Origin of the sequence: Pseudarthrobacter sp. SSS035, from assembly GCF_023273875.1 — a bacterium.
GTDB lineage: Bacteria > Actinomycetota > Actinomycetes > Actinomycetales > Micrococcaceae > Arthrobacter.
On record NZ_CP096882.1, the window covers coordinates 60,786 to 81,617 of the forward strand.

Sequence of the window (20,832 nt, forward strand, 5' to 3'; positions counted from 1 at the left end):
AAGAGTACTGCGTGGGTTCAGATTCCGGCTAGTTGGCCGAGATCTGGCGCAGGACGTACTGCAGGATGCCGCCGTTGCGGTAGTAGTCGGCTTCGCCCGGGGTATCGATGCGGAGTACTGCATCGAAGGACTTGGCGGAGCCGTCTTCTGCGGTGGCGGTGACCTTGAGGGTCTTGGGCGTGGTCCCTTCGTTCAGGGCAATGACGCCCTCAACCGAGAAGGTTTCCGTGCCGGTCAGGCCCAGGGTGGCTGCGGACTCTCCAGCCGGGAACTGCAGGGGCAGGACGCCCATGCCGATCAGGTTGGAGCGGTGGATACGCTCGTAGCTCTCGGCGACGACGGCCTTGACGCCCAGCAGGGCGGTGCCCTTCGCTGCCCAGTCACGCGAGGATCCGGAACCGTATTCCTTGCCCGCCAGGACCACCAGCGGGGTGCCGGCTGCCTGGTAGTTCTGCGCGGCGTCGTAGACATATGCCTGCGGGCCGTCAGCCTGGGTGAAGTCGCGGGTGAAGCCACCTTCGACGCCGTCCAGGATCTGGTTCTTGATGCGGATGTTCGCGAACGTGCCGCGGATCATGACTTCGTGGTTGCCACGGCGTGAGCCGTAGGAGTTGAAGTCCTTGCGCTCCACACCGTTGGCCAGCAGGTACTGGCCGGCGGGGGTGTCCGACTTGAAGGAACCGGCCGGGGAGATGTGGTCGGTGGTGACCGAATCGCCCAGCTTCAGCAGCACGCGGGCGCCGGAGATGTCCTGGACGGGTTCCGGCTGCGCCTTGATGCCATCGAAGTACGGGGGCTTCCGGACGTAGGTGGAGTTCGGATCCCAGGCGAAGGTGTCGCCGGCCGGGGTGTCGAGCGCCTTCCAGCGCGCGTCGCCGTCAAAGACGCCTTCGTAGCCGCGGGCGAACATGTCCTTGTCGATCGAGGAATCGATAACCTGCTGGACCTCGACCGGGTTGGGCCAGATGTCCTTCAGGAAGACCTCGTTGCCTTCGGAGTCGGTGCCCAGGGAATCGGTATCGAAGTCGAAGTCCATGGAACCGGCCAGGGCGTAAGCGATGACCAGCGGCGGGGAGGCCAGGTAGTTCATCTTCACGTCCGGGTTGATCCGGCCTTCGAAGTTGCGGTTACCGGAAAGCACCGCTGTGACGGAGAGGTCGTTGGCCTGGATGGCCTCGGAGATTTCGGCGTCCAGCGGGCCGGAGTTGCCGATGCACGTCGCGCAGCCGTAGCCCACGATGTAGAAGCCGAGCTTCTCCAGGTACGGGGTGAGGCCCGACTTGTTGTAGTAGTCGGTGACAACCTTGGACCCGGGAGCCACGGAGGTCTTGACCCACGGCTTCGAGGTCAGGCCCTTGTCGACGGCGTTGCGGGCCAGCAGGGCTGCGGCCAGCATCACCGAGGGGTTGGACGTGTTCGTGCAGGACGTGATCGAGGCGATGGATACCGCTCCGTGGTCCAGTTCGAATTCGCGGCCGTCTTCAGTCTTGATGTGCACCGGGTTGGAGGGACGCCCGTGGGCGCCGTTCGCTGCGGAGACAACACGGCTGGTCTCGGTGGTGTGCGAGTCGGCGTGCGTGAACGACGGCGCGTCCGATGCGGGGAAGGATTCGTCCAGGGACTCGTCCACGCTGCCGTCTTCGATGGCGACGTAGTTGTGGATGTCCTTGCGGAACTGTTCCTTGGCATCCGTCAGCTCAATGCGGTCCTGGGGACGCTTGGGGCCGGAGATGGAGGGAACAACCGTGGACAGGTCCAGCTCGAGGTACTCGGAGAACTTGATCTCGCGGGAAGCATCGTGCCAGAGGCCCTGCTCCTTAGCGTAGGACTCCACGAGTGCCACATTTTCGTCCGAGCGCCCGGTGAGGCGCAGGTAGTCCAATGTGACGTCGTCGATGGGGAACATTGCGGCGGTGGAGCCGAATTCCGGGCTCATGTTGCCGATGGTGGCGCGGTTGGCCAGCGGCACTGCCGCAACACCTTCGCCGTAGAATTCCACGAACTTGCCCACAACACCGTGCTTGCGCAGCTGCTCGGTGATGGTCAGCACCACGTCCGTGGCGGTGGCGCCGGCCGGAATGGACCCGGTCAGCTTGAAGCCAACAACACGCGGGATGAGCATCGAGACAGGCTGTCCCAGCATGGCCGCTTCGGCTTCGATGCCGCCAACGCCCCAGCCCAGGACACCCAGGCCGTTGACCATGGTGGTGTGCGAGTCGGTGCCGACGCAGGTGTCCGGGTAGGCCCGGAGGACGCCGTCGATTTCGCGGGTCATGACGGTGCGGGCCAGGTATTCGATGTTGACCTGGTGCACAATGCCGGTTCCCGGGGGAACAACCTTGAAGTCATCGAATGCGGTCTGGCCCCAGCGCAGGAACTGGTAACGCTCGCCGTTGCGCTGGTATTCGATCTCCATGTTGCGCTCCAGTGCGCCGGAGTTGCCGAAAGCGTCGATCTGCACGGAGTGGTCAATGACCATTTCCGCAGGAGCGAGGGGGTTGACCCGCTTGGGGTCGCCGCCGAGTTCCTTGACCGCTTCACGCATTGTCGCCAGGTCCACCACACAGGGGACGCCGGTGAAGTCCTGCATGATCACGCGGGCAGGCGTGAACTGGATTTCTGTATCGGGCTGGGCATTAGGATCCCAGCCGGCCAAGGCACGCACGTGATCGGCCGTGATGTTCGCGCCGTCCTCGGTCCTCAACAGGTTTTCAAGCAATACCTTGAGGCTGAACGGAAGGTTTTCTGCACCTTCAACGGAGTTCAACCGGAAAATTTCGTATTCGGTTCCGGCTACATTAAGTTTGCCTTTTGAACCGAAGCTGTCCACAGTGCTCATCGCAGGACTCCTCTCGCAACAGTTTCATCTTTGTCGCGCGGTAGACCGCTTGCTAGTTAGGCAGGCCTAATTAGTGCTGGCCACACAATTGCAGGAGGTCAGCCGTGAATACGGGGCGCGACGTGGGATTACTACCGCCATCCTAGTAGCATCACGGACCCGGCGTCAGCAATGCCACCGTCTCCAGGTGGTGCGTGTGCGGATAGAGATCGAAGGCCCGCAGGCCCGCCAGGGACCAGCCAGCCTGCTGGAAGTACCCAACATCCCGGGCAAATGATGCGGGGTCGCAGGAGACGTAGGCGATGGCGCGGGGCCCGGCAGCGATCAGCTGGCTGACCACGGGCTTCCCGGCGCCCGCCCGTGGCGGGTCCAGCACAATGGCGTCGAAATTCCGCGGCTTTTGGCGGAGGACTCGTTCCACCCGGCCGTGTTCGATCTCCACCTGCGGAGCACCGTGAAGGTTCTTGCGGGCGTCCCGGCTGGTTCCCGGAGCACCTTCCACCGAGAGCACGGACCCGGTCTCCCCCACCGCGTCAGCCAAGGGAGCCGTGAACAGCCCGGCCCCGGCGTAGAGGTCGGCCACCACGGAACCCGGCGCCAGGAATCCGCCATTGTGGAGGAATTCTGTGATGGCCCCCACAAGCGTCCCGGGCGCGTCGCGGTGGATCTGCCAGAAACCGGCGCCCGTAACCCTGTAGTCGTGGCCGGCTGCCGACTCCTGGACCCAGGTCCGGCCACGCAGCTGCGCGACTTCCCCGGTCAGGGGGTCGAACGTGGCCACGGAAACGTCGTCCGGAAGCTGGGCCGCGATGGCACTGAGCCGCTTGGGCTTGGTGCCGGGTGCAGGAGCCAGCAGCACCAGTGGGCGTGAACCGTTCGACGGCGCTGCCACCTCCACGCGCTCGATGCCGGTCAGGTCGAGGTCCCACAAGCGCAGCCGGTTGATGCGCTCCGTTGCGAGCGGCATCTCCCGGACGGCAATGATGTGGTCGGAACGGTGCGCGTGCATGCCAAGTTTGCCGCCCGCAGTCACCGAGAAGCTGGCGCGCGTCCGCCACCCCAGGCCAGTGCCGGCGTCGTACGTTGGCTCGGTCTCCTGGCCGGAATCCGGCCCGCCCGCGTCCACAGCCTCCACGAGGTTTCCGAGGTCCAGCCCGTCGGGCAGGCGTTCGACGGCGGCGAGCCGCTGAAGCTGTTCGGCCAGTACCGCCGACTTGAGCGTGCGCTGTCGGGCAAGGGAGATGTGGCCGAATTCGGCTCCGCCCACCGGCGGATGTCCGTGGGCCCAGGCGCGGAGGGAGTCCGCCGGACGCCAGAAGTGCTCCACCCGGTCCGGGGAGGCTTCCAGCACCTCCACAACGTCGGCGCGCCAGAACTTGGCAGACTCCCCCGCGTCAGTGAGGCGGACGCGTACCTTTTCGCCGGGGATGCCGTGCCGGACAAAGATCACCCTGCCCTCGTGCCGGGCCACGCAGTGGCCGCCGTGGGCCACCGGGCCGACGTCGAGCACCAGTTCGGTGGGGGCTGCCATGGCAGTTGCGGGGTGGCTCTGGGTCTGGGGGTTCATCGGATATCCTGCATGTTTTTGGCTTCTTCGGACGATTTCAACTGCCACGGGACACTGGCCACCATCACGCCAGGTTCGAAGTGCAGCCGGGTTTTGATACGCAGTGCTGTCTGGTTGTGAACCAGCTGTTCCCACCATTTACCGACCACGTATTCGGGAATGTAGACCACGATCAGGTCGCGGGGGGAATCACGGCGCATGTTCTTGACGTATTCCATAATGGGCGTGATGGTTTCCCGGTACGGGCTGGCGAGGACGGTCAGCGGCACGGGGATCTCCAGCTTTTCCCAGTCGGCAACCGTGTGCGCGGTTTCCTCTGCGTTGATGTCCACCGTGATGGCGTCCAGCCGCGACGGCCTCGACGCCCTGGCGTAGGCCAGGGCACGCAACACCGGTTTGCGCACGTGGGACACCAGCAGTACCGCGTGGACCCTTGATGGCAGGGCCCGCGGCGAGGAGTCCTCGTCGACGGCCAGTTCCTTGGCCACGTTGTCATAGTGTGCCCGGATGCTCCACATGATCAGGAACAGGATGAACATGGCCAGCAGCGCGATCCACGCGCCTTGCTGGAACTTGGTGATCAGCACGATCACCAGCACCAGGGACGTCATGCCGAACCCGATGCTGTTGATGGTGCGGGACTTCACCATCCGGCGTCGGGTGGCTTTGTCCTTGGCGAGCTTGAGGTGCCTCCCCCAATGCCGGATCATGCCCAGCTGGCTGAGGGTAAAGGAAATAAAGACGCCCACGATGTAGAGCTGGATCAGTTTGGTGACGTCGCCGTTGAACGCGAGGATCAGGACCAACGCTCCGGCGGCCAGGGCAAGGACACCGTTGCTGAACGCCAGGCGGTCTCCCCTGGTCCGCAGCTGGCGCGGCAGGTAGCCGTCCTGGGCGAGGATGGAGCCAAGTACCGGGAACCCGTTGAACGCGGTGTTCGAGGCGAACACCAGGATCACTCCGGTGGCGGCGACCACGATGAAGAACAGGATTGATCCCGGGCCGAAGATGGTCTGGGCGATCTGGCTGATGGCAGGACTCTGGATGTAATCCTCCGGCAGCGGCAGGCCGTTCATCAGGAATTCCGTCGCCGGATCCAACACAATGTGCACCTTCGTGGCGTTGGCCAGAAAGATGATGCCGGCCAGCATGGACGAGGCGATAACGCCGAGCAGCAACAGCGTGGTGGCCGCGTTTTTGCTCTTCGGTTTCTGGAAGTTCGGCACACCGTTGCTGATGGCCTCAATGCCGGTCAGCGCGGCGGCGCCGGAGGAGAACGCCCGGAGCAGGAGGAAGGCGCCGGCCAGGCCCACCAGCCCTTCGTCGAAACCGGGAGCCGGCACAATCTCGAAGGCCGCCGACGGTGCTTCGCCCAGCTGGCCGGTCGCGGCCTGGAAGACGCCCACCGCTGTCATGCCGAGGATCGCCGCCATAAAAATGTACGTGGGGACGGCGAAAACGCTGCCGGCTTCCTTGATGCCGCGGAGGTTCACGAGGGCAAGGATTACGACGCCGATGGTGGCGAACAGGGCCTGTTGCCCATGCAGGGACGGCACCGCCGTGGTGAGGTAGGTGGCCGCCGAGGACATCGAGACGGCCACCGTCAGGACGTAGTCCACCAGGAGCGCCGAGGCCACAGTCAGCCCGGAAAACTTGCCCAGGTTTTCATTGGCGATCTCGTAGTCTCCGCCGCCGGAAGGGTAGGCGTGCACGTTCTGCCGGTAGGACGCCACCACAGTCAGGAGGACCACCATGACGGCCAGGCCCACCCACGGCGAAAAGGCCACCGCACTCACGCCGGCCAGTGCCAGGGTGAGCAGGATTTCATCGGGGGCGTAGGCCACCGAGGACAGTGCGTCGGAAGCGAAAACCGGGAGTGCTATCCGTTTGGGGAGCAAGGTATGGGCGAGCCTGTCATTCCTGAAGGGCCTGCCCACCAGCACCCGTTTCACGGCATTCAATATAGTCAGCACTCCACAAAGCTAGTCTGATTCCCCGCCCATGTCATGACGGCGTCCGGGCGGCGGCAGCACGCGCGCTGCCGGTAGAGTTCTAGCAGCAGCAACAGGCTACGGAAGTTGAGGAGATACGGTGGCGCATTTCGTGATCATGGGATGTGGCCGGGTAGGGGCCACTCTGGCGCACACGCTGGAGGACGCCGGTCATTCCGTCGCCATCATCGACCAGGACGACCGCGCGTTCCGCCGGCTTCGGCAGGGCTTCACGGGGCGGAAAGTCACCGGTGTGGGCTTCGACCGGGACACCCTCCAGCAGGCCGGCGTGGCAGAGGCATACGCCTTCGCGGCCGTTTCCAGCGGTGACAACTCCAACATCCTGGCCACCCGCGTGGCGCGCGAGACCTTCCACGTCCCCCACGTTGTGGCCAGGATCTACGATCCCGGCCGGGCAGAAATCTATCAACGGCTCGGCATCCCCACCGTGGCCGCCGTCCGGTGGAGCGCAGACCAGGTCCTGCGCCGCATCCTGCCCGAACAGCATCTCGCCGGCGATTTCCGCGAGCCTTCCGGCCGGCTGGTCCTCGCCGAGGTGGACCTCGACGCCGGCTGGATCGGCCACCGGATCAGCGAGGTCGAAAAAGCTGCCGACATCCGGGTGGCCTACCTCACCAGGTTCGGCGAGGGCATGCTTCCGGAAACCGGGACTTCGTACCAGGACGGCGACACAGTCCACGCCATGCTGCCGGTGGACCGCAGTTCCCAGGTCGCCCAGATTCTGGCCAAAGCACCCGCCAAGGAGTTGTAGTGAAAGTTGTTATCGTCGGCGCCGGCAGCGTCGGGTCATCGATCGCCAGGGAACTGCTGGCCCACAAGCACGAAATCCTGCTGATCGACCTCAAGCCTGAGGTCATCGGACGCAGCGGGCTGCGCGGCGCGCACTGGCTCGTGGGCGACGCCTGCGAGCTCAGCACCCTGCAGGGAGCGAAAGTGGAGGACGCCGACGTCGTTGTTTCAGCCACGGGCGACGACAAAGTGAACCTGGTGGTCTCGCTCCTGGCCAAGACCGAATTCGGGGTGGGCCGCACGGTGGGCCGGGTCAACAACCCCAAGAACGACTGGATGTTCAACGACTCCTGGGGCGTGGACGTTGCCGTCAACACCCCCCAGCTGATGACCGCGCTGGTGGAGGAAGCGGTGGAGATCGGTGACCTGGTCCGGCTCCTGACGCTGCAGACCGGCGTCGCTTCGCTGGTGGAGTTCACGGTGCCGCACGATTCGCACGTCATTGGCCTGACGGTGGGCGACATCCAGTGGCCCGAGGACGCCACGCTGGTGGCAATCCTCCGGGACCACGCACCCATCACTCCCAGCCGGGATGACGTCATTGATGGCGGGGACGAGTTGTTTTTCGTCACCACTATCGCGGCCGAGGATCAGTTGCGTGCGCTGCTGTCGCCCGAATCAGCGGAGGAGCCGGAGGAGGCCTCCCATGAGCCCGAAGGCGTGCAGCCTGCCGAAACTCAGGCGCCGGAGGACGACGGCTTCGGCGGCTGATCCGACGTCGGGGCGTCGGCGTCCGCCGGTACCGGCCGGGTGACAAGCCACGCGATCCAGACGCCGAGGATATAGAGCGGCGCCCCCATGATCAGGCGGGTCGTGGCCAGTGCGGCGAGTCCGTCCTCGCCCATCAGGTACAGGGGAACCTGAACGATCAGCCGAAGTACCAGGACCGCCACGATGATCCACGTGCCCAGGCGGTAAGCCTTAAGCCGCGCGGGATCCTTGCGCCAGTCCAGCCCTTCGTTGCGGATGATCCCGAACAGCAGGCCGGCCACCGGCCACTTGATCGCGATGGAGATCACCATGGCGAGGATGTAGGCGGTGTTCGTGAAAAAGCCCGGCAGGTAGAAGTCCTCGGCCTTGCCCGTAGTGTTCGCGAGCCAGGCCGAGATTCCCACCCCCACCACGCCGGCGAGGGCCTGGGTCAGCGGGCGCCGCTGGACGAGGCGGACCACCGTAAACACCGCGGCGGAGGCCAGCGCGGCCACCAGCGACGGCGTCAGGTCCCGCGTGATGGTAAAGGCGATCAGGAAGACCAGGCCGGGCACAATGCTCTCGGCGATGCCCTGGATTCCTCCGGCGCTCTTGAGGACATCGATCCGGCCGTCATGGGTGCGGTGCAGGCCGGCTTTGGCTGCATAGCCCTCAGCAAGTCCCTTCACCGCGGACGGCTCGGGCTGTTTGGACGGCTCGGGCTGCTGGGGCGAGGTCATTCGTTCTCCTGGCGGGAAAGTATTTCATAGCGTGGATTGAACATGGTGGGCAGGCCTTGGCTTTGGGACAGCATGCCCTCAAGGCGGACGACGGTCCCGGCCTCGATGCCCGGCACCCTGCGCCGCCCCAGCCAGACCACACGCAGGCGGCCACCCGTTCCCTGTGCCGGTTTGGCGCCCGTCTCGCGAATGTCGGGGTCCGAGACGATGGCGGTGAATGCCGCGTTCCGGTCCGCGGGCATGTAGGTGACCGATTCGATGTGCCCCTGGCACACCACCCTCCCCCGTTCCGGCAGCCGGCTGACCGGCATCCACGCGTCCGGGGAGGAGTCCGGGGGACCTTGGCGGGAATCAGCCAATCTGGGTGGTTTCCGGACCACGTTCGGGGCCCTTGAACTCGGGGGCATGGAATTCGGGGGCACCTGGCGGCGGGGTGACGCTGGCATCCTTGGGCAGCCGCAGCTGAAGCAGGTCCCGGGGCGGCATGGGGCTGTCGCCCCGGATGACCACAATCTTGCGGAAAAGGGACTCAAGCGGTGCCGCAGCCTCGCGCTCCATCGCTGCCGCGCCGCCCAGGACGCCGCGCAGGAACCAACGCGGCCCGTCGATGCCTATGAAGCGCGCCACCCGGTAGCCCTGGCTGCCGTCCTGTGCACCGGCGGGCAGTTTGGCGATCAGTTCGGTTCCGAAGCCACCCTGGACTTCTTCAACCTGTCCGCCCTGGCTTCCTACGGACTGGCCGATCTGTTCGCGGATCTCGTCCCACAGTCCCTCGGTCTTGGGAGCAGCAAAGGCCTGCAGCTGAAGGCTGGAGCCGTTCAGGTCCATGGTCACAGCGACCACGCGCTGGGTGGCTTCCTCAACTTCGAGCCGGAGCTGGAGCCCCTCGCTCGGGGAAATAAGGAGCGCACCGAGGTCAACATATCCCTCGCGGCTGGAGACCTCGGAAACATCAAAGGGGCCCGAGACCCGACGCCCGGCGTCCGCCGTGGCGTCGTCAGCGGAATCCGTTGTTTCTGCCGTTGCCTGGGATTCGTCGGGGTCGGCCGATTGGTCCTTCTTCGATTTCCTGCCGAGCCCAAAAACCATGGGGACTGTCTCCTTAGTTGTGAAAGTGACTCGCCGGCCCGGAAGTTCCGTCGGAAGTCTTACTGCCGCGGGCAACCAGCATTAGTTGCCGCCGTCGGCGGGTGTCAGGCGTTTGGTGAGGTGAAGCCGCCGGTGGATCCGAATCCGCCGGCTCCCCGCACCGATTCACTCAATTCATTGACAGGGACAAACTGGGCGTATTCCACCCGCTGGATCACCATCTGTGCAATTCTATCGCCGCGCCGCAGCTCGATGGCGTTGCTGGAATCAGTGTTGAGCAGGGTCACGGAAATTTCCCCGCGGTAACCGGCATCCACGGTGCCCGGCGCATTGACGATGGTCAGCCCGTGCTTCGTGGCCAGGCCGGAGCGCGGGTGGATCAGGGCTACAAACCCGTCCGGCAGCGCGATGGAAACACCGGTCGCCACCAGCTTCCGCTCCCCCGGCGCCAGGACCACATCTTCCCGGGTCCGCAGGTCAGCCCCCGCATCGCCGGGGTGGGCATAGGAAGGTGCCTCCAGCCCGGCATCGAGCATTTTCAGCTGCACCTGCAGCGTCGGCGCCCCGTAGGCTGCGGCGGCATCCGGTGCGGAGCCGGCCAGCCCATTGTCAGGAACGGTTTCAACAGTGGCAAGTTCGTCAGTCACAGTCACTCACTCTAACGCCCAGCCGCAGTTCCGTCCTAGATTCAACGGGACGCCGCAGGCCAGGGCCGGATGAACCCAAGATGAAATAGCCAGCCAAAGGTGGAAAGCTGGTGGCATGCCCGAATCCAGCTCCACCGCGCCCGTCCCTGACGCCCCCTCCGCCGGCACCCCGCCAGTTTTCCGGGAGAGGCTGTGGCCGAACGTCTGGATCTGGATCATCGCGGCGGGGATCTCCGGTGCCGGGATCCTCGTTTTCGCCCCGATAAGCATGGTTGCGGGCTATACGGCGGCGGGCGTCCTGTTCACGATCATGGCTGTCCTGCTCGTGCTGTCCACTCCGACGATCCTGGTCACCAGCGACGCCTTGACGGTAGGACGCGCCACCATTGAGCGCCGCTTCGTCGGCGACGCGGCAGCGTTCCACGGCAAGGACGCCACGGCCCAGCGGGGGACCCGGCTCAATGGCCTCGCCTACCTGTGCATCCGTGGCTGGATCGACCCAGTGGTGCGGATCGAAATCACGGACCCGTCTGACCGGACCCCCTATTGGCTGACGTCGTCCAGGCGGCCCGAGGAACTCGCTGCCGCGCTTTCGGGAAAATAGGGGAATAGCCGTTCAGCCCTCGCACTCCTTGCAGTAGAAGTGGCCGTTCCTTTCCCGCGCAATCTGCGAACGGTGCCGGACCAGGAAGCACGAGGAACACGTAAACTCGTCCGCTTGTGGAGGCACCACCAGAACCAGCAGTTCCTCGCCGGACAGGTCCGCCCCGGGAAGCTCGTAGCCTGCGGCGAGGTCGCTTTCGTCCACATCAACCGCGGCCGTCGGGTTATCTGATCGCCGCGTTTTCAGATCTTCCAGCGAATCCTCGGTGAGGTCTTCTTCGGATTTTCGCGGCGCATCGTAGTCGGTGGCCATCTCGGCTTGACTCCGTTCCTTTCCGGTCAGCGGGTGACACCCTTGATAACGCCGGACACCCCATGTTTGTGCCCGGAGTGGGCTCATCCTTCCGCATGCACGCGGCAATATCCAGACTTCCGCGCAGGTGCGGTCCGCTGGCAATGCGCAAACCCCCGCTGCTGACCGCACCGGCGTCCGAAAGTGCCGGAATATCGCGGCGCGCCCTTGCTCCTAACCCAAAAGGGTGCCGGTGAGTGGCAGAGTTTCGATTGATAGTAATGCCAGGGTGGAGGATTTGTATGCAGGATCTACGGCTTGTAGGCGTACACGACGACGGGGAGCATCTCCTGTTGAGCGGTGCCGGCGGCGAGATGTTCCAGCTGCCGATCGATGAAGCACTGCGAACGGCCAGCCGGTCTTCGGCGAAGACGGCTTCCGCGGCTGCGCCCATTGCCATGTCCCCGCGGGACATCCAGTCACGGATCCGCAGCGGTGCCACCGCGGCGGAGGTGGCTGAGCTTTCCGGGCTTCCCCTCGCAAAAGTCGAGCGGTATGAGGGCCCTGTCCTTGCCGAGCGGGAGTACGTAGCGCAACAGGCGCGGAAGGTGGAAGTGGCTTCGCCTTCCCCCGGTCATGACACGTACCGCTCCATCTTCGGCGACCACCCGGCTTCCCTCCACGACATGGTCATCCACCGGCTCTCAGCCCACGGGATTGAACCTTCCACCGTGGAGTGGGATTCGTGGCGGCGCCAGGACGGCAACTGGACCGTGGTGGCCCGTTTTGAAGCCAAAAAGGACGGCACCTCCGGCATCGGGGAAGAGCCGCCTGCGCAGTGGACCTTCAGCCCGGTCCGCAAATCGTTGCAGAACGCCAACCGCTGGGCCCAGCAGCTCAGTGAGCTGGAACCGCTGGACGGTCCCGTTCCGGCCCGCCGTCTCACTGCCGTCTCGGACCGCCCGTTTGACTTTGAAACCGACGCGGAAGCAGCGGCCGCCCGAAATTCGACCGGCCCGCAGGCCGTCCCGCAGGCCAGGGAATCTGACGGTCTCCTGGATATGCTCCGTTCACGCCGCGGCCAGCGTCTGGGTGTCGACGAAGACGCGGACGACGCCCTGGCACTGCTGCTGACCCACGGCGTGCCCGCTGCCCATCCACGTCCCTCTGAGGTGGTCCCTGAACCGGATTCCAGGGAACAGAAGTACCGGGAGCCCGAAACGCGCGAGGCAGCACCTGCCGAGTCCACCGCGCAGGACGACGCCGCGCCTGCCGCGGCCGCCGATCCCCTCACCCGCAAGCGTGACGCTCGGCCGTCAATGCTGTCCCGGCTGAGCCTCATCCCGCCACACCGGGACTCCGAGGATGACGACGTCCTGAAACTGCACGACGGCGTCAGCACCGACACGAGGGAAGTCACCATTGTGGCGTCCCCGCTTCGTCCCGCAGCGCAGGGTGCCCCCGGCGAGACAGCTCCGGGGCGTCCCGCGCCGAACGTGGGCCTGGACGAACTGCTGGGCGGCGGCAGCCCGCGCCGGGCGGCCTACGCGGCCGGCACCGACGACGCAGGATCGGGCCAGCACCACGACCATGACGCGGACCAGCCTGAACGGCAGCCCGCAAAACCGAAGCGGTCCACCGTTCCCAGCTGGGACGAGATCGTCTTCGGGACCAAGCGGGACTGACGCCTCAGCGTCGCCGTGGCTTGCCTTCGGCCTTAAAGCACAGCAGCGGAACTTCGCGTTCCGCTTTGGTCAGCGAGCCATGCTGGCCCACCACCTCCATGGCGGCTGGGCGCCCGCGACGGGTGTCGTAGAGGGCCAGCGCGTCCCGCGCTGCAATCATGATGTCGCCAATCCGGGGCCCGACGGCCGGGCGCAGTGTCCCGAACAGTCCGGCGGCGATGGCATCTTCCCGGGTAAAGGCCCAGATCCTGTCGCCGAAGCGGGCACGCCACGCGCCGAGCAAGCGCTCCCGGCCCGCGGCGTCTGCCGCATCCTCAAGGTAGAGATGGACCATCCGGGGCTCCCCCGCCGTATGCCGCACGCCGTCAACAAGCGACGCGTCCGCGGCGAAGTCGATCCGCTGCTGTTCCGGGACGTCGAGCATCCCGTGGTCCGCGGTGAGCAGGACCGTGGTCCCGGCCGGGAGCGACGCGTTGAGCCGTTTGACGGTTGCGTCGAGCTCTTCGAGCTGGTGTTCCCACTGTTCGGACTGGCAACCGTGCCGGTGGCCGGCCTTATCCAGGTCGTTGACGTAGAAGTACATCAGGGAGCGGCCGGTGGTGTCCATGGCTTCGGCGGCGGCTTCTGTGCGCGCGTGGGCCGTCACGGCAGAGACGAAATTCCCGCCGCGGAGGGCCGCCTGCGTCATGGGCGAGTTGCCGAACTGCGGCAGGCTGACCGTGGTCACACTAACTGATTCGGCGGCCCGTTCGAGGACGGTAGGGAACGGCTGCCACTCAGCAGGGTCCACCTTGGCATCCCAGTTGCCGAGCATGTTGACGACTTTGTCCTGGTCCGGGTCCAGGACGTCGTAGCCCACCATTCCGTGCTGGCCGGGCGGGAGTCCTGTGCCGAAGCTGGCCAGGGCAGCGGCCGTGGTTGAGGGGAACGTGGAGTCCAGCCAGACGGGAACTTCCCCCTGCCCGGACTGCATCACGGAGCGCAGGAAGGGTGTGTGGGCAGACTTCTGTTTGAGCAGGTTCCGGCCCAGGCCGTCGGCCAGGACCACGCAGACGCGCGATGCCGGCGGAAGGCCCAGGGAGTTCGTGAAACCCTCTACTCCGAGGCTGGCCGCCGCGCTGGTGAGGACATCCCCGATGGACCGCCGGCCAAAGGCCGGCGCGGGCGGCATGCTCAGCTGCGGGGCGGCCCCTTGGGAAACCGCCGCGGAAGTGGCTGAGGAGACTGTTGCTTTCCCTTGGTCCGGCATCTCAGCGCTGCTGGTGCCCGCGGCTGAGCCGGTTGCCGAACACACCCGTCCGGGGACGGGGCTGGAGCGTCTGGCCGGCGTGCGGCACGGGAGCCGTGGAGCCGGTGTTCACGGCCCGCAGGGCGCGGGCAAAGAGTTTGGCGTCCTGGACGGCCTGCGGACCGTCGGCTTCGGCGCTGATCCGCAGGACGATGTCCTCCTGGGCAATGGTGCCGCTGTAGCCGTGGTCTGCCTCGCATTGCGGGTCTCCGCAGCTGGCGGGCCCCATGTCCAGCCGCTGGCCGCCGGACCAGGCAATGGCGAGGGTGACTTCCCGGACCGGATCCGAGGGCTTGTAGTCCTGCGGCTGGGAGTACATGTAGCTCAGGACTACGGAGCGGATCTGCGCGACGGGCACGGATTCGGTGGAAATCTGGGCCACGATCTGTTCGCCGGCGTCGTCGAGCTGCTGGTCGTCCACGTGGGTGATCACCAGCATGTCCGAGGTCAGGACCAGCACGGTGATGTGGCGGCGGACTTCGGCCCGGTCAAAATGGGTTTCCAGGTGCACCAGGTGGGCCACGCATTCGCGGCCGTCCAGGGCGTCGTCAACGACGTCGGCCACCAGGCGCGGGTAGAAGCCCGCTTTCTGGAGCGCACCGTCCAGGCTCTGGCCCTGCGGTGTGTGGCTGTGTGAGCTGTGGGGGCGGGTTGCCTGGTTGTCACTGCCGGAAGTGGAAGGCGTCGACGGGGAAGGCTGTGAGCTCATTCCCCCATTTTCACAGATCGGCCGGGGACATGCTAACCGCGGTCAGCCCAGCATGGCCCGGCGGGCACTGTCAGTGCGCTGGGCTGCGTTGCCGATCCGGATATCTGCGGCCAGGATGGACACGCCCAGGGTTCCGCAGAGGACCGGGTTGAATTCCACCAGGGCTATTTCCGGATGGTTGTCCTTCATCCAGGCCAACCGCCCGGCGACTTCCTCGAGGGCTTCAATGTCCACGGCGGGAAGGCCCTGGTAGCCGAAGAGTTTGCGGGCGGCCCGGGGCCCGCGGATGAAGTCTTTCACGTCGGCCGCGGACAGCGGAGGAACGCGGTGTGCCCAGTCATCCAGCAGGTTGACCGCGTCCCCGGCGAGCCCGAAGGAGACCACCGGCCCCAGCAGCGGATCCTCAATGGCCCGGAACGTGCATGCCTGCCCCATCGGGGCCATGGACTGCACCTCCAGGGCCGGCGAACCGTAGGGTGCCAGTGAGCGCCGCATCTGCACGATGTTGCGGCGCAGGGAATCCGGATCCTCGACGTCGAGGCGGACTCCGCCCAGGTCCAGGCGGTGGCGGAGCGCCGGGTCGGTGGTTTTCAGCGCGACCGGCCAGCCCAGCCTGTCGGCGGCAGCAACGGCCTCGTCCTCTGAGTCGAAACCGGCGGACGGGAGCACCGCAATGCCGTAGTGCGCCAGCAGCTCTGCCGCGGACCCAGGATCGAGGGTCTTGAGCTGCTCCCCGTGGACATTGCGCAGAAGCTGATCCAGCAGGATCCGTGCGCCTTCCGGATCGCAGCCGTCAGGTTGGACAAAGTGGCCGGGGTCCCGCGCCACCCATTCCGCGTAGCGCACGACGGCGGCGAGCGCCGCCACAGCCGCACCGGCGTTCGAGAAGCACGGCACTGTCCGCTGTTGGGCCCCCACCATGCCCTCCACGTAGATGGAGGGGTCAAGGATGCCGGTGAAGGCCGCGACTACCGGCTTTCCGGCGGCGGCCGAGCATTCGGCCAGTACCTCGGCGATGTGGTCCACCGTCAGGCCGCGCACCGGCAGCAGCGCGGCCACCACGGCATGGACGGCGTCGGACGCGAGGGTGTCCTGGAGACTGCTGCGGAGGGCCGGCAGCGCCAGGGACATGCCGGCGTCGAGATCCACGTCGGTGATGATGCCATCCACGGTCAGGCCGTGGGCCTCGGCGCTGTCCGCCACCACTTTGCCCAGCGCGAGGGAGTTGCTGAAGATGGCCAGCCCTGGGCCCGCCGGGAGCGGCTGGCCGGACACTATCTGGGTGATGTCCATCAGCTGTTCGATGGTCTCTACCCGGATGACGCCGGCCTGGCGCATCATGGCGTCCAGTGCACCGGCGGGCGCCTGGGTGGTCCGGACGGCGTGGCCAGGCGGCAGCCGCAGGCCCATGGTTTCCGATTTGGCCACCACCACGGGCTTGGTGCGGGCGAGCCGCCGGGCGATCCGGGAGAATTTTCGGGGATTCCCGATCGACTCCAGGTAGAGGCCCACCGCGGCGGTATCGGCGTCGTCCTCCCAGAACTGCATCATGTCGTTGCCGGAGACGTCCGCACGGTTGCCCGCCGACAGGAACGTGGACAGGCCCAGCCTGCGGCGGTGTGACGCCGCGTAGAGGGAAACACCGATCGCCGCCGACTGGCTGAACAGGCCCAGGCCCCCGCGCCGCGGCAGTGAGGGCGCCATGGAGGCGTTCAGTTTCACGTCGGGATGGGTATTCACGATCCCCAGGGATGCGGGACCGATCACCCTCATGCCATTGGCCCGGGCCTTGCGGACCAGGTTCCGCTGGCGGGTGAGGCCGCGTTCGCCGTCGTCCGCGAAGCCCGCGGAGGCAATCACCAGCCCCTTGACCCCGGCCGCGGCGCACTGGTCAACCACGGTGGCCACTTCCTCGTACGGGACGGCGATCACGGCCAGCCCCACCGGCTCCGGGACCTCGGAAATCCGGCCGAAGGACAGCATTCCGGCAAGCTCCAGCGCCTCCGGGTTGATGGCGTAGACGTGCCCGGAAAAACCGCCTTCAATGATGTGTTCCAGCAGCTGGTACCCCACGGTTCCCCACTTGCGGCTCGCGCCGATGACTGCAATGGACGACGGCGCCAGCAGGTCCCGGACGCTCCTCGCCTCGGCACGGTGCTCGCGTGACTCCATCACCGCCCGGGACTTTTCGGTGGGGTCGATGTTGAACTCCAGGCTCACCACGCCGTCGTCGAAATGGCGTTTGACGTCGTAGCCGGCGTCGGCGAACACCATCAGCATTTTGCGGTTTTCCGGCAGCACTTCGGCGCTGAAGCGGCGGATCCCGTTTTCGTGGGCGGCCGTGGCAAGGTGTTCGAGCAGGATTGAGCCGATGCCCCGGCCCTGGTGGGCGTCGGCGATGTTAAACGCAACTTCGGCTTCGAGGGGGTCATCCAGCCTGTCGTAGCGGCCGATTCCCAGGATTTCGCCGCCGAAGGTGATCACTAGGGCAACCCGGTCCTTGTAGTCCACTTCGGTGAAGCGCTTGAGCTCCTTGCTGGACAGCCGGGCCTTGAATGCGAAGAAGCGCATGTAGATTGAGTTCTGCGATTGCCCGGTGTGGAAAGCCTGGACCGCGTCCGCATCGCTGGGGTGGATGGGCCTCAGATGGGCTGTGCCGCCGTCACGGAGCACGACATCGGCTTCCCAATGTTCCGGATATTCGCCGTCCCCGGGCTGATCCACCATAGGCTTAGCCTAACCACAAACTGACGGCGCAGGCCGTGTGCCCGGAGTTATCCTCCACACCTGCGCCCAGACCACAGCACCACCCGTAACCCAGAAGGATCCACCAGCCCTATGGCCCGCCGCCAAAGCCCAGCCCCTGCCGGGGACGCACCCCAGGATTTCGTCGAGAACATCGTGGACATCGATGTCACGTCCGAGATGGAAGGCTCCTTCCTGGAGTATGCGTATTCGGTGATCTACTCCAGGGCCCTGCCTGATGCCCGGGACGGGCTCAAGCCGGTCCAGCGCCGGATCCTGTACATGATGAGTGAGATGGGCCTGCGTCCGGACCGCGGCCACGTCAAGAGCGCCCGTGTGGTGGGCGAGGTCATGGGCAAGCTCCACCCCCACGGCGATACCGCCATCTATGACGCCATGGTGCGGATGGCCCAGGACTTCTCGCTGCGCCTGCCGCTGATTGACGGCCACGGCAACTTCGGCTCCCTCGACGACGGTCCGGCGGCCCCCCGGTACACGGAGGCGAGGCTCGCGGCAGCAGCCCTGACGCTGACCGACCACCTCGACGAAGACGTGGTGGACTTTGTCCCCAACTACGACAACCAGCTGACCCAGCCGGATGTCCTCCCGGCCGCGTTCCCCAACCTGCTGGTCAACGGCGCCACGGGCATCGCCGTCGGGATGGCCACGAACATGGCCCCGCATAACCTGGTGGAGGTCATCTCCGCCGCGCGGCACCTGATCGCCCACCCGGACGCGACCCTCGATGACCTCATGCGCTTTGTACCGGGGCCGGACCTGCCAACAGGCGGCCGGATCGTAGGCCTGGACGGCATCCGGGACGCCTACGCCACCGGACGCGGTTCCTTCAAGACCCGGGCGAAGGTGGAGATCGAGCAGCTCTCGGCCCGGCGCACCGGCCTGGTGGTCACCGAGCTTCCCTACATGGTGGGCCCCGAAAAGGTGATCGAGAAGATCAAGGACGCCGTCAATGGCAAGAAACTGACCGGGATCAGTGACATCGTTGACCTGACGGACCGCCAGCATGGCCTGCGCCTGGTCATCGAGCTGAAAAACGGGTTCAACCCGAACGCCGTGCTCCAGCAGCTCTACCGCTACTCGCCGATGGAGGATTCCTTCGGCATCAACAACGTGACGCTGGTGGACGGCCAGCCGCAGACCCTCGGCCTGGTAAAGCTGCTTTCCGTGTACGTGGAGCACCGGATCGATGTGGTGCGCCGGCGGACGTCGTTCCGGCTGGGTAAAAAGAAGGACCGCCTGCACCTGGTGGAGGGCCTCCTGATCGCCATCGTGGACATCGATGAGGTCATCCAGATCATCCGCTCCTCGGATGAGGTGGCGGCGGCCAGGGTCCGGCTGATGTCCATCTACGATCTTTCCGAGATCCAGGCCAACTACATCCTGGAACTGCGGCTGCGGCAGCTGACCAAGTACTCCCGGATCGAGCTTGAAAAGGAGCAGGAGGAGCTGCGCCGCGAGATCGCGGAACTGGAAGCCATCCTCGGCTCCGAGGAGCGGTTGCGCGGACTTGTGTCCTCCGAACTCGGCGAAATCGCCGAAAAATACGGCACGCCGCGGCGGACGGTCCTGCTCGAATCCGAGGCCGTCTCCCCCACCGTGGCCGCAGCCCTGGCGGCCGCCCCCAACGGCAAAGGCCAGGCCGCGCCGCTCGCCCTGGAGATCTCGGACGATCCCTGCTGGGCCATCCTGACGGCGTCGGGCCAGATCGCGCGCACGTCCAACCAGGAGCCCCTCGCCGAGTCCGGGCCGCGGGCCAAGCACGACGTTTTCCGTTCAGTGGTCAAGACCTCGGCCCGCGGGGAAATAGCGGCGGTCACCTCACAGGGCCGGATGCTGCGGCTTCAGGTCATGGACATGCCGGTGCTGCCGCCGATGTCCGGCCTGCCCAACCTGGCCGGCGGTGTTCCGGCCAAGGACTTCCTCACGCTGCTGAAGGGTGAAGCGCTGGTGGCGTTCGCCCCGCTGGATGAAGTCCTGGCCATCGGCACCGCCCAGGGTGTGGTCAAGCGGGTCCAGCCCGATTACCCCCTGAACCGCGAGGACTGGGAAGTCATTGCGCTCAAGGACAAAGACGAGGTGGTGGGTGTGGCGCCGGCCGGGTCTGAGGAGACCGATCTGGTGTTCCTGACCCGTGAGGCTCAATTGCTCCGTTTCAGCGCCGCCAACGTCCGGGCCCAGGGCAGGACGGCCGGCGGCATGGTGGGTATCAAGCTCGGCGCCGGGGACCAGGTGCTGTTCTTCGGGGCGGTCACCGCCGCCGACGACGACGCCGTGGTGGTCACCATTGCCGGCACGAACGGCGCACTGCCGGGCACCGCTCCGGGTGCGGCGAAAGTGACGGCCTTCGCCGAATACCCTGCCAAGGGCCGTGCAACAGCCGGCGTTCGCGCCCACAGGTTCCTCAAGGGCGAAGACACGCTGCTGCTGGCGTGGGCCGGGCACGGACCCGCGAAGGCCTCATCGCTCGCCGGTATTGCCCGGTCGCTGCCGCAGGAGCACGGCCGGCGGGACGGTTCGGGGATTCCGCTGTCCCAGGCAGTGGACGCGGTGGGTCCGGCCATGGCCTGGAGCGATCCGTCCTAGACTGCTGCCATGCCTATCATTCCTGATGAAAAGGACTGGACCTGGGTCCTCTCCCGGCCGTGCCCCGAGTGCTCCTTCGACGCGTCAACCGTCACACCGGCCACGGTGCCGGGCAGCGTGGAAAACATGCTCCCGCGCTGGCGGGCCGTCCTCCGCCGGCCTGACGTTGCAGAACGCCCGGATGACAGGACGTGGTCAGCGCTGGAATATGCCTGCCACGTCCGCGACGTCTTCACGCTGTTCGACCAGCGGCTGAACCTTATGCTCGACGCCGACGGCGCCCGGTTTGAGAACTGGGACCAGGACCAAACGGCAGTCGACAAGGATTACGCCAATACCGATCCCGCCGTGGTCAGCGCCGAACTGACGGCCGAGGGCAAGCAGATTACCGAGTCCTTCGCCGGCGTCCGGGAGTCAGAGTGGGGACGGCGGGGCCTGCGCAGCAACGGTTCCGAATTCACGGTCCTGACGCTGGGCCAGTACTTCCTGCACGACGTCGTCCATCACCTCCACGATGTGGACGGCTGAGGGGA

General features: G+C 66.0%; 17 protein-coding genes. 6 read left to right on the forward strand and 11 right to left on the reverse strand.

Features of this window, described 5'->3' with window-relative positions:
- Positions 1-28: 28 nt before the first annotated feature.
- From acnA to MUN23_RS00340, 3 genes are all read right to left on the reverse strand, one after another.
- Positions 29-2,839 (reverse strand): aconitate hydratase AcnA, encoded by a 2,811-nt coding sequence (acnA, locus tag MUN23_RS00330; RefSeq protein ID WP_248761555.1) that lies wholly within the window; start codon positions 2,837-2,839, stop codon positions 29-31.
- Between the two features lie 151 nt (positions 2,840-2,990).
- Entirely contained in the window at positions 2,991-4,406 is a 1,416-nt protein-coding gene (locus tag MUN23_RS00335; RefSeq protein WP_248761556.1) for a class I SAM-dependent RNA methyltransferase, read from the reverse strand.
- A complete protein-coding gene (locus tag MUN23_RS00340) occupies positions 4,403-6,379 on the reverse strand; it encodes an APC family permease (RefSeq protein ID WP_058929324.1) in 1,977 nt (658 codons plus the stop codon). The genes MUN23_RS00335 and MUN23_RS00340 overlap by 4 nt, the downstream gene beginning before the upstream one ends.
- A gap of 118 nt (positions 6,380-6,497) precedes the next feature.
- Here MUN23_RS00340 and MUN23_RS00345 point away from each other — a divergent pair, with 118 nt between their 5' ends.
- Complete coding sequence (locus MUN23_RS00345; RefSeq protein WP_056345371.1) at positions 6,498-7,169, forward strand: TrkA family potassium uptake protein; 672 nt, start codon at positions 6,498-6,500, stop codon at positions 7,167-7,169.
- On the forward strand, positions 7,169-7,918 hold the full coding sequence (locus MUN23_RS00350) for a TrkA family potassium uptake protein (RefSeq protein WP_248761557.1): 750 nt from the start codon (positions 7,169-7,171) through the stop codon (positions 7,916-7,918). The genes MUN23_RS00345 and MUN23_RS00350 overlap by 1 nt, the downstream gene beginning before the upstream one ends.
- On the opposite strand, the gene MUN23_RS00355 is transcribed toward MUN23_RS00350, so the two are convergent.
- The 4 genes from MUN23_RS00355 to dut form a co-directional block, all read right to left on the reverse strand.
- Complete coding sequence (locus MUN23_RS00355; protein WP_248761558.1) at positions 7,885-8,637, reverse strand: DUF3159 domain-containing protein; 753 nt, start codon at positions 8,635-8,637, stop codon at positions 7,885-7,887. The genes MUN23_RS00350 and MUN23_RS00355 overlap by 34 nt on opposite strands.
- Positions 8,634-8,996 carry a hypothetical protein gene (locus MUN23_RS00360; RefSeq protein WP_371875957.1) on the reverse strand — a complete coding sequence of 121 codons (363 nt, stop codon included), beginning with the start codon at positions 8,994-8,996 and terminating at the stop codon, positions 8,634-8,636. The genes MUN23_RS00355 and MUN23_RS00360 overlap by 4 nt, the downstream gene beginning before the upstream one ends.
- On the reverse strand, positions 8,989-9,726 hold the full coding sequence (locus MUN23_RS00365) for a DUF3710 domain-containing protein (protein ID WP_248761559.1): 738 nt from the start codon (positions 9,724-9,726) through the stop codon (positions 8,989-8,991). Before MUN23_RS00365 ends, MUN23_RS00360 begins: the two co-directional genes overlap by 8 nt.
- Positions 9,727-9,830: 104 nt before the next feature.
- Positions 9,831-10,373: a dUTP diphosphatase gene (gene dut, locus MUN23_RS00370; protein WP_248761560.1), complete on the reverse strand. Its 543-nt coding sequence runs from the start codon at positions 10,371-10,373 to the stop codon at positions 9,831-9,833.
- Between the two features lie 115 nt (positions 10,374-10,488).
- Here dut and MUN23_RS00375 point away from each other — a divergent pair, with 115 nt between their 5' ends.
- Positions 10,489-10,977, forward strand: coding sequence for a DUF3093 domain-containing protein (locus MUN23_RS00375; RefSeq protein WP_248761561.1), 489 nt, complete (start codon positions 10,489-10,491; stop codon positions 10,975-10,977).
- A gap of 12 nt (positions 10,978-10,989) precedes the next feature.
- On the opposite strand, the gene MUN23_RS00380 is transcribed toward MUN23_RS00375, so the two are convergent.
- Complete coding sequence (locus tag MUN23_RS00380; protein WP_248761563.1) at positions 10,990-11,289, reverse strand: DUF4193 domain-containing protein; 300 nt, start codon at positions 11,287-11,289, stop codon at positions 10,990-10,992.
- Between the two features lie 281 nt (positions 11,290-11,570).
- Here MUN23_RS00380 and sepH point away from each other — a divergent pair, with 281 nt between their 5' ends.
- Complete coding sequence (gene sepH / locus MUN23_RS00385) at positions 11,571-12,953, forward strand: septation protein SepH (RefSeq protein WP_248761565.1); 1,383 nt, start codon at positions 11,571-11,573, stop codon at positions 12,951-12,953.
- 4 nt (positions 12,954-12,957) lie between these two features.
- Here sepH and MUN23_RS00390 read toward each other — a convergent pair whose 3' ends face one another.
- Genes MUN23_RS00390 through MUN23_RS00400 form a run of 3 tightly spaced genes read right to left on the reverse strand, consistent with a single transcriptional unit; the run spans position 12,958 to position 17,677 of the window.
- Positions 12,958-14,202 (reverse strand): alkaline phosphatase family protein, encoded by a 1,245-nt coding sequence (locus MUN23_RS00390; protein WP_371875958.1) that lies wholly within the window; start codon positions 14,200-14,202, stop codon positions 12,958-12,960.
- Between the two features lies 1 nt (position 14,203).
- Positions 14,204-14,950, reverse strand: coding sequence for a DUF5998 family protein (locus tag MUN23_RS00395; protein ID WP_248761566.1), 747 nt, complete (start codon positions 14,948-14,950; stop codon positions 14,204-14,206).
- A gap of 42 nt (positions 14,951-14,992) precedes the next feature.
- Positions 14,993-17,677: a bifunctional GNAT family N-acetyltransferase/acetate--CoA ligase family protein gene (locus MUN23_RS00400; protein ID WP_248761567.1), complete on the reverse strand. Its 2,685-nt coding sequence runs from the start codon at positions 17,675-17,677 to the stop codon at positions 14,993-14,995.
- A 111-nt stretch (positions 17,678-17,788) separates the two neighbouring features.
- Here MUN23_RS00400 and MUN23_RS00405 point away from each other — a divergent pair, with 111 nt between their 5' ends.
- Complete coding sequence (locus MUN23_RS00405) at positions 17,789-20,299, forward strand: DNA topoisomerase (ATP-hydrolyzing) subunit A (protein ID WP_248761568.1); 2,511 nt, start codon at positions 17,789-17,791, stop codon at positions 20,297-20,299.
- 9 nt (positions 20,300-20,308) lie between these two features.
- Positions 20,309-20,827, forward strand: a complete 519-nt coding sequence (locus MUN23_RS00410) for a DinB family protein (RefSeq protein WP_248761569.1) — start codon at positions 20,309-20,311, stop codon at positions 20,825-20,827.
- Positions 20,828-20,832: the final 5 nt, after the last annotated feature.

What these genes read in the sequence shown, in the direction of transcription:
- acnA (WP_248761555.1), bottom strand. Translation starts at nt 2,839, where the DNA reads ATGAGCACTGTGGACAGCTTCGGTTCAAAAGGCAAACTTAATGTAGCC.
- MUN23_RS00335 (WP_248761556.1), bottom strand. Translation starts at nt 4,406, where the DNA reads ATGAACCCCCAGACCCAGAGCCACCCCGCAACTGCCATGGCAGCCCCC.
- MUN23_RS00355 (WP_248761558.1), bottom strand. Translation starts at nt 8,637, where the DNA reads ATGACCTCGCCCCAGCAGCCCGAGCCGTCCAAACAGCCCGAGCCGTCC.
- MUN23_RS00365 (WP_248761559.1), bottom strand. Translation starts at nt 9,726, where the DNA reads ATGGTTTTTGGGCTCGGCAGGAAATCGAAGAAGGACCAATCGGCCGAC.
- MUN23_RS00375 (WP_248761561.1), top strand. Translation starts at nt 10,489, where the DNA reads ATGCCCGAATCCAGCTCCACCGCGCCCGTCCCTGACGCCCCCTCCGCC.
- MUN23_RS00380 (WP_248761563.1), bottom strand. Translation starts at nt 11,289, where the DNA reads ATGGCCACCGACTACGATGCGCCGCGAAAATCCGAAGAAGACCTCACC.
- sepH (WP_248761565.1), top strand. Translation starts at nt 11,571, where the DNA reads ATGCAGGATCTACGGCTTGTAGGCGTACACGACGACGGGGAGCATCTC.
- MUN23_RS00390 (WP_371875958.1), bottom strand. Translation starts at nt 14,202, where the DNA reads ATGCCGGACCAAGGGAAAGCAACAGTCTCCTCAGCCACTTCCGCGGCG.
- MUN23_RS00395 (WP_248761566.1), bottom strand. Translation starts at nt 14,950, where the DNA reads ATGAGCTCACAGCCTTCCCCGTCGACGCCTTCCACTTCCGGCAGTGAC.
- MUN23_RS00400 (WP_248761567.1), bottom strand. Translation starts at nt 17,677, where the DNA reads ATGGTGGATCAGCCCGGGGACGGCGAATATCCGGAACATTGGGAAGCC.
- MUN23_RS00405 (WP_248761568.1), top strand. Translation starts at nt 17,789, where the DNA reads ATGGCCCGCCGCCAAAGCCCAGCCCCTGCCGGGGACGCACCCCAGGAT.
- MUN23_RS00410 (WP_248761569.1), top strand. Translation starts at nt 20,309, where the DNA reads ATGCCTATCATTCCTGATGAAAAGGACTGGACCTGGGTCCTCTCCCGG.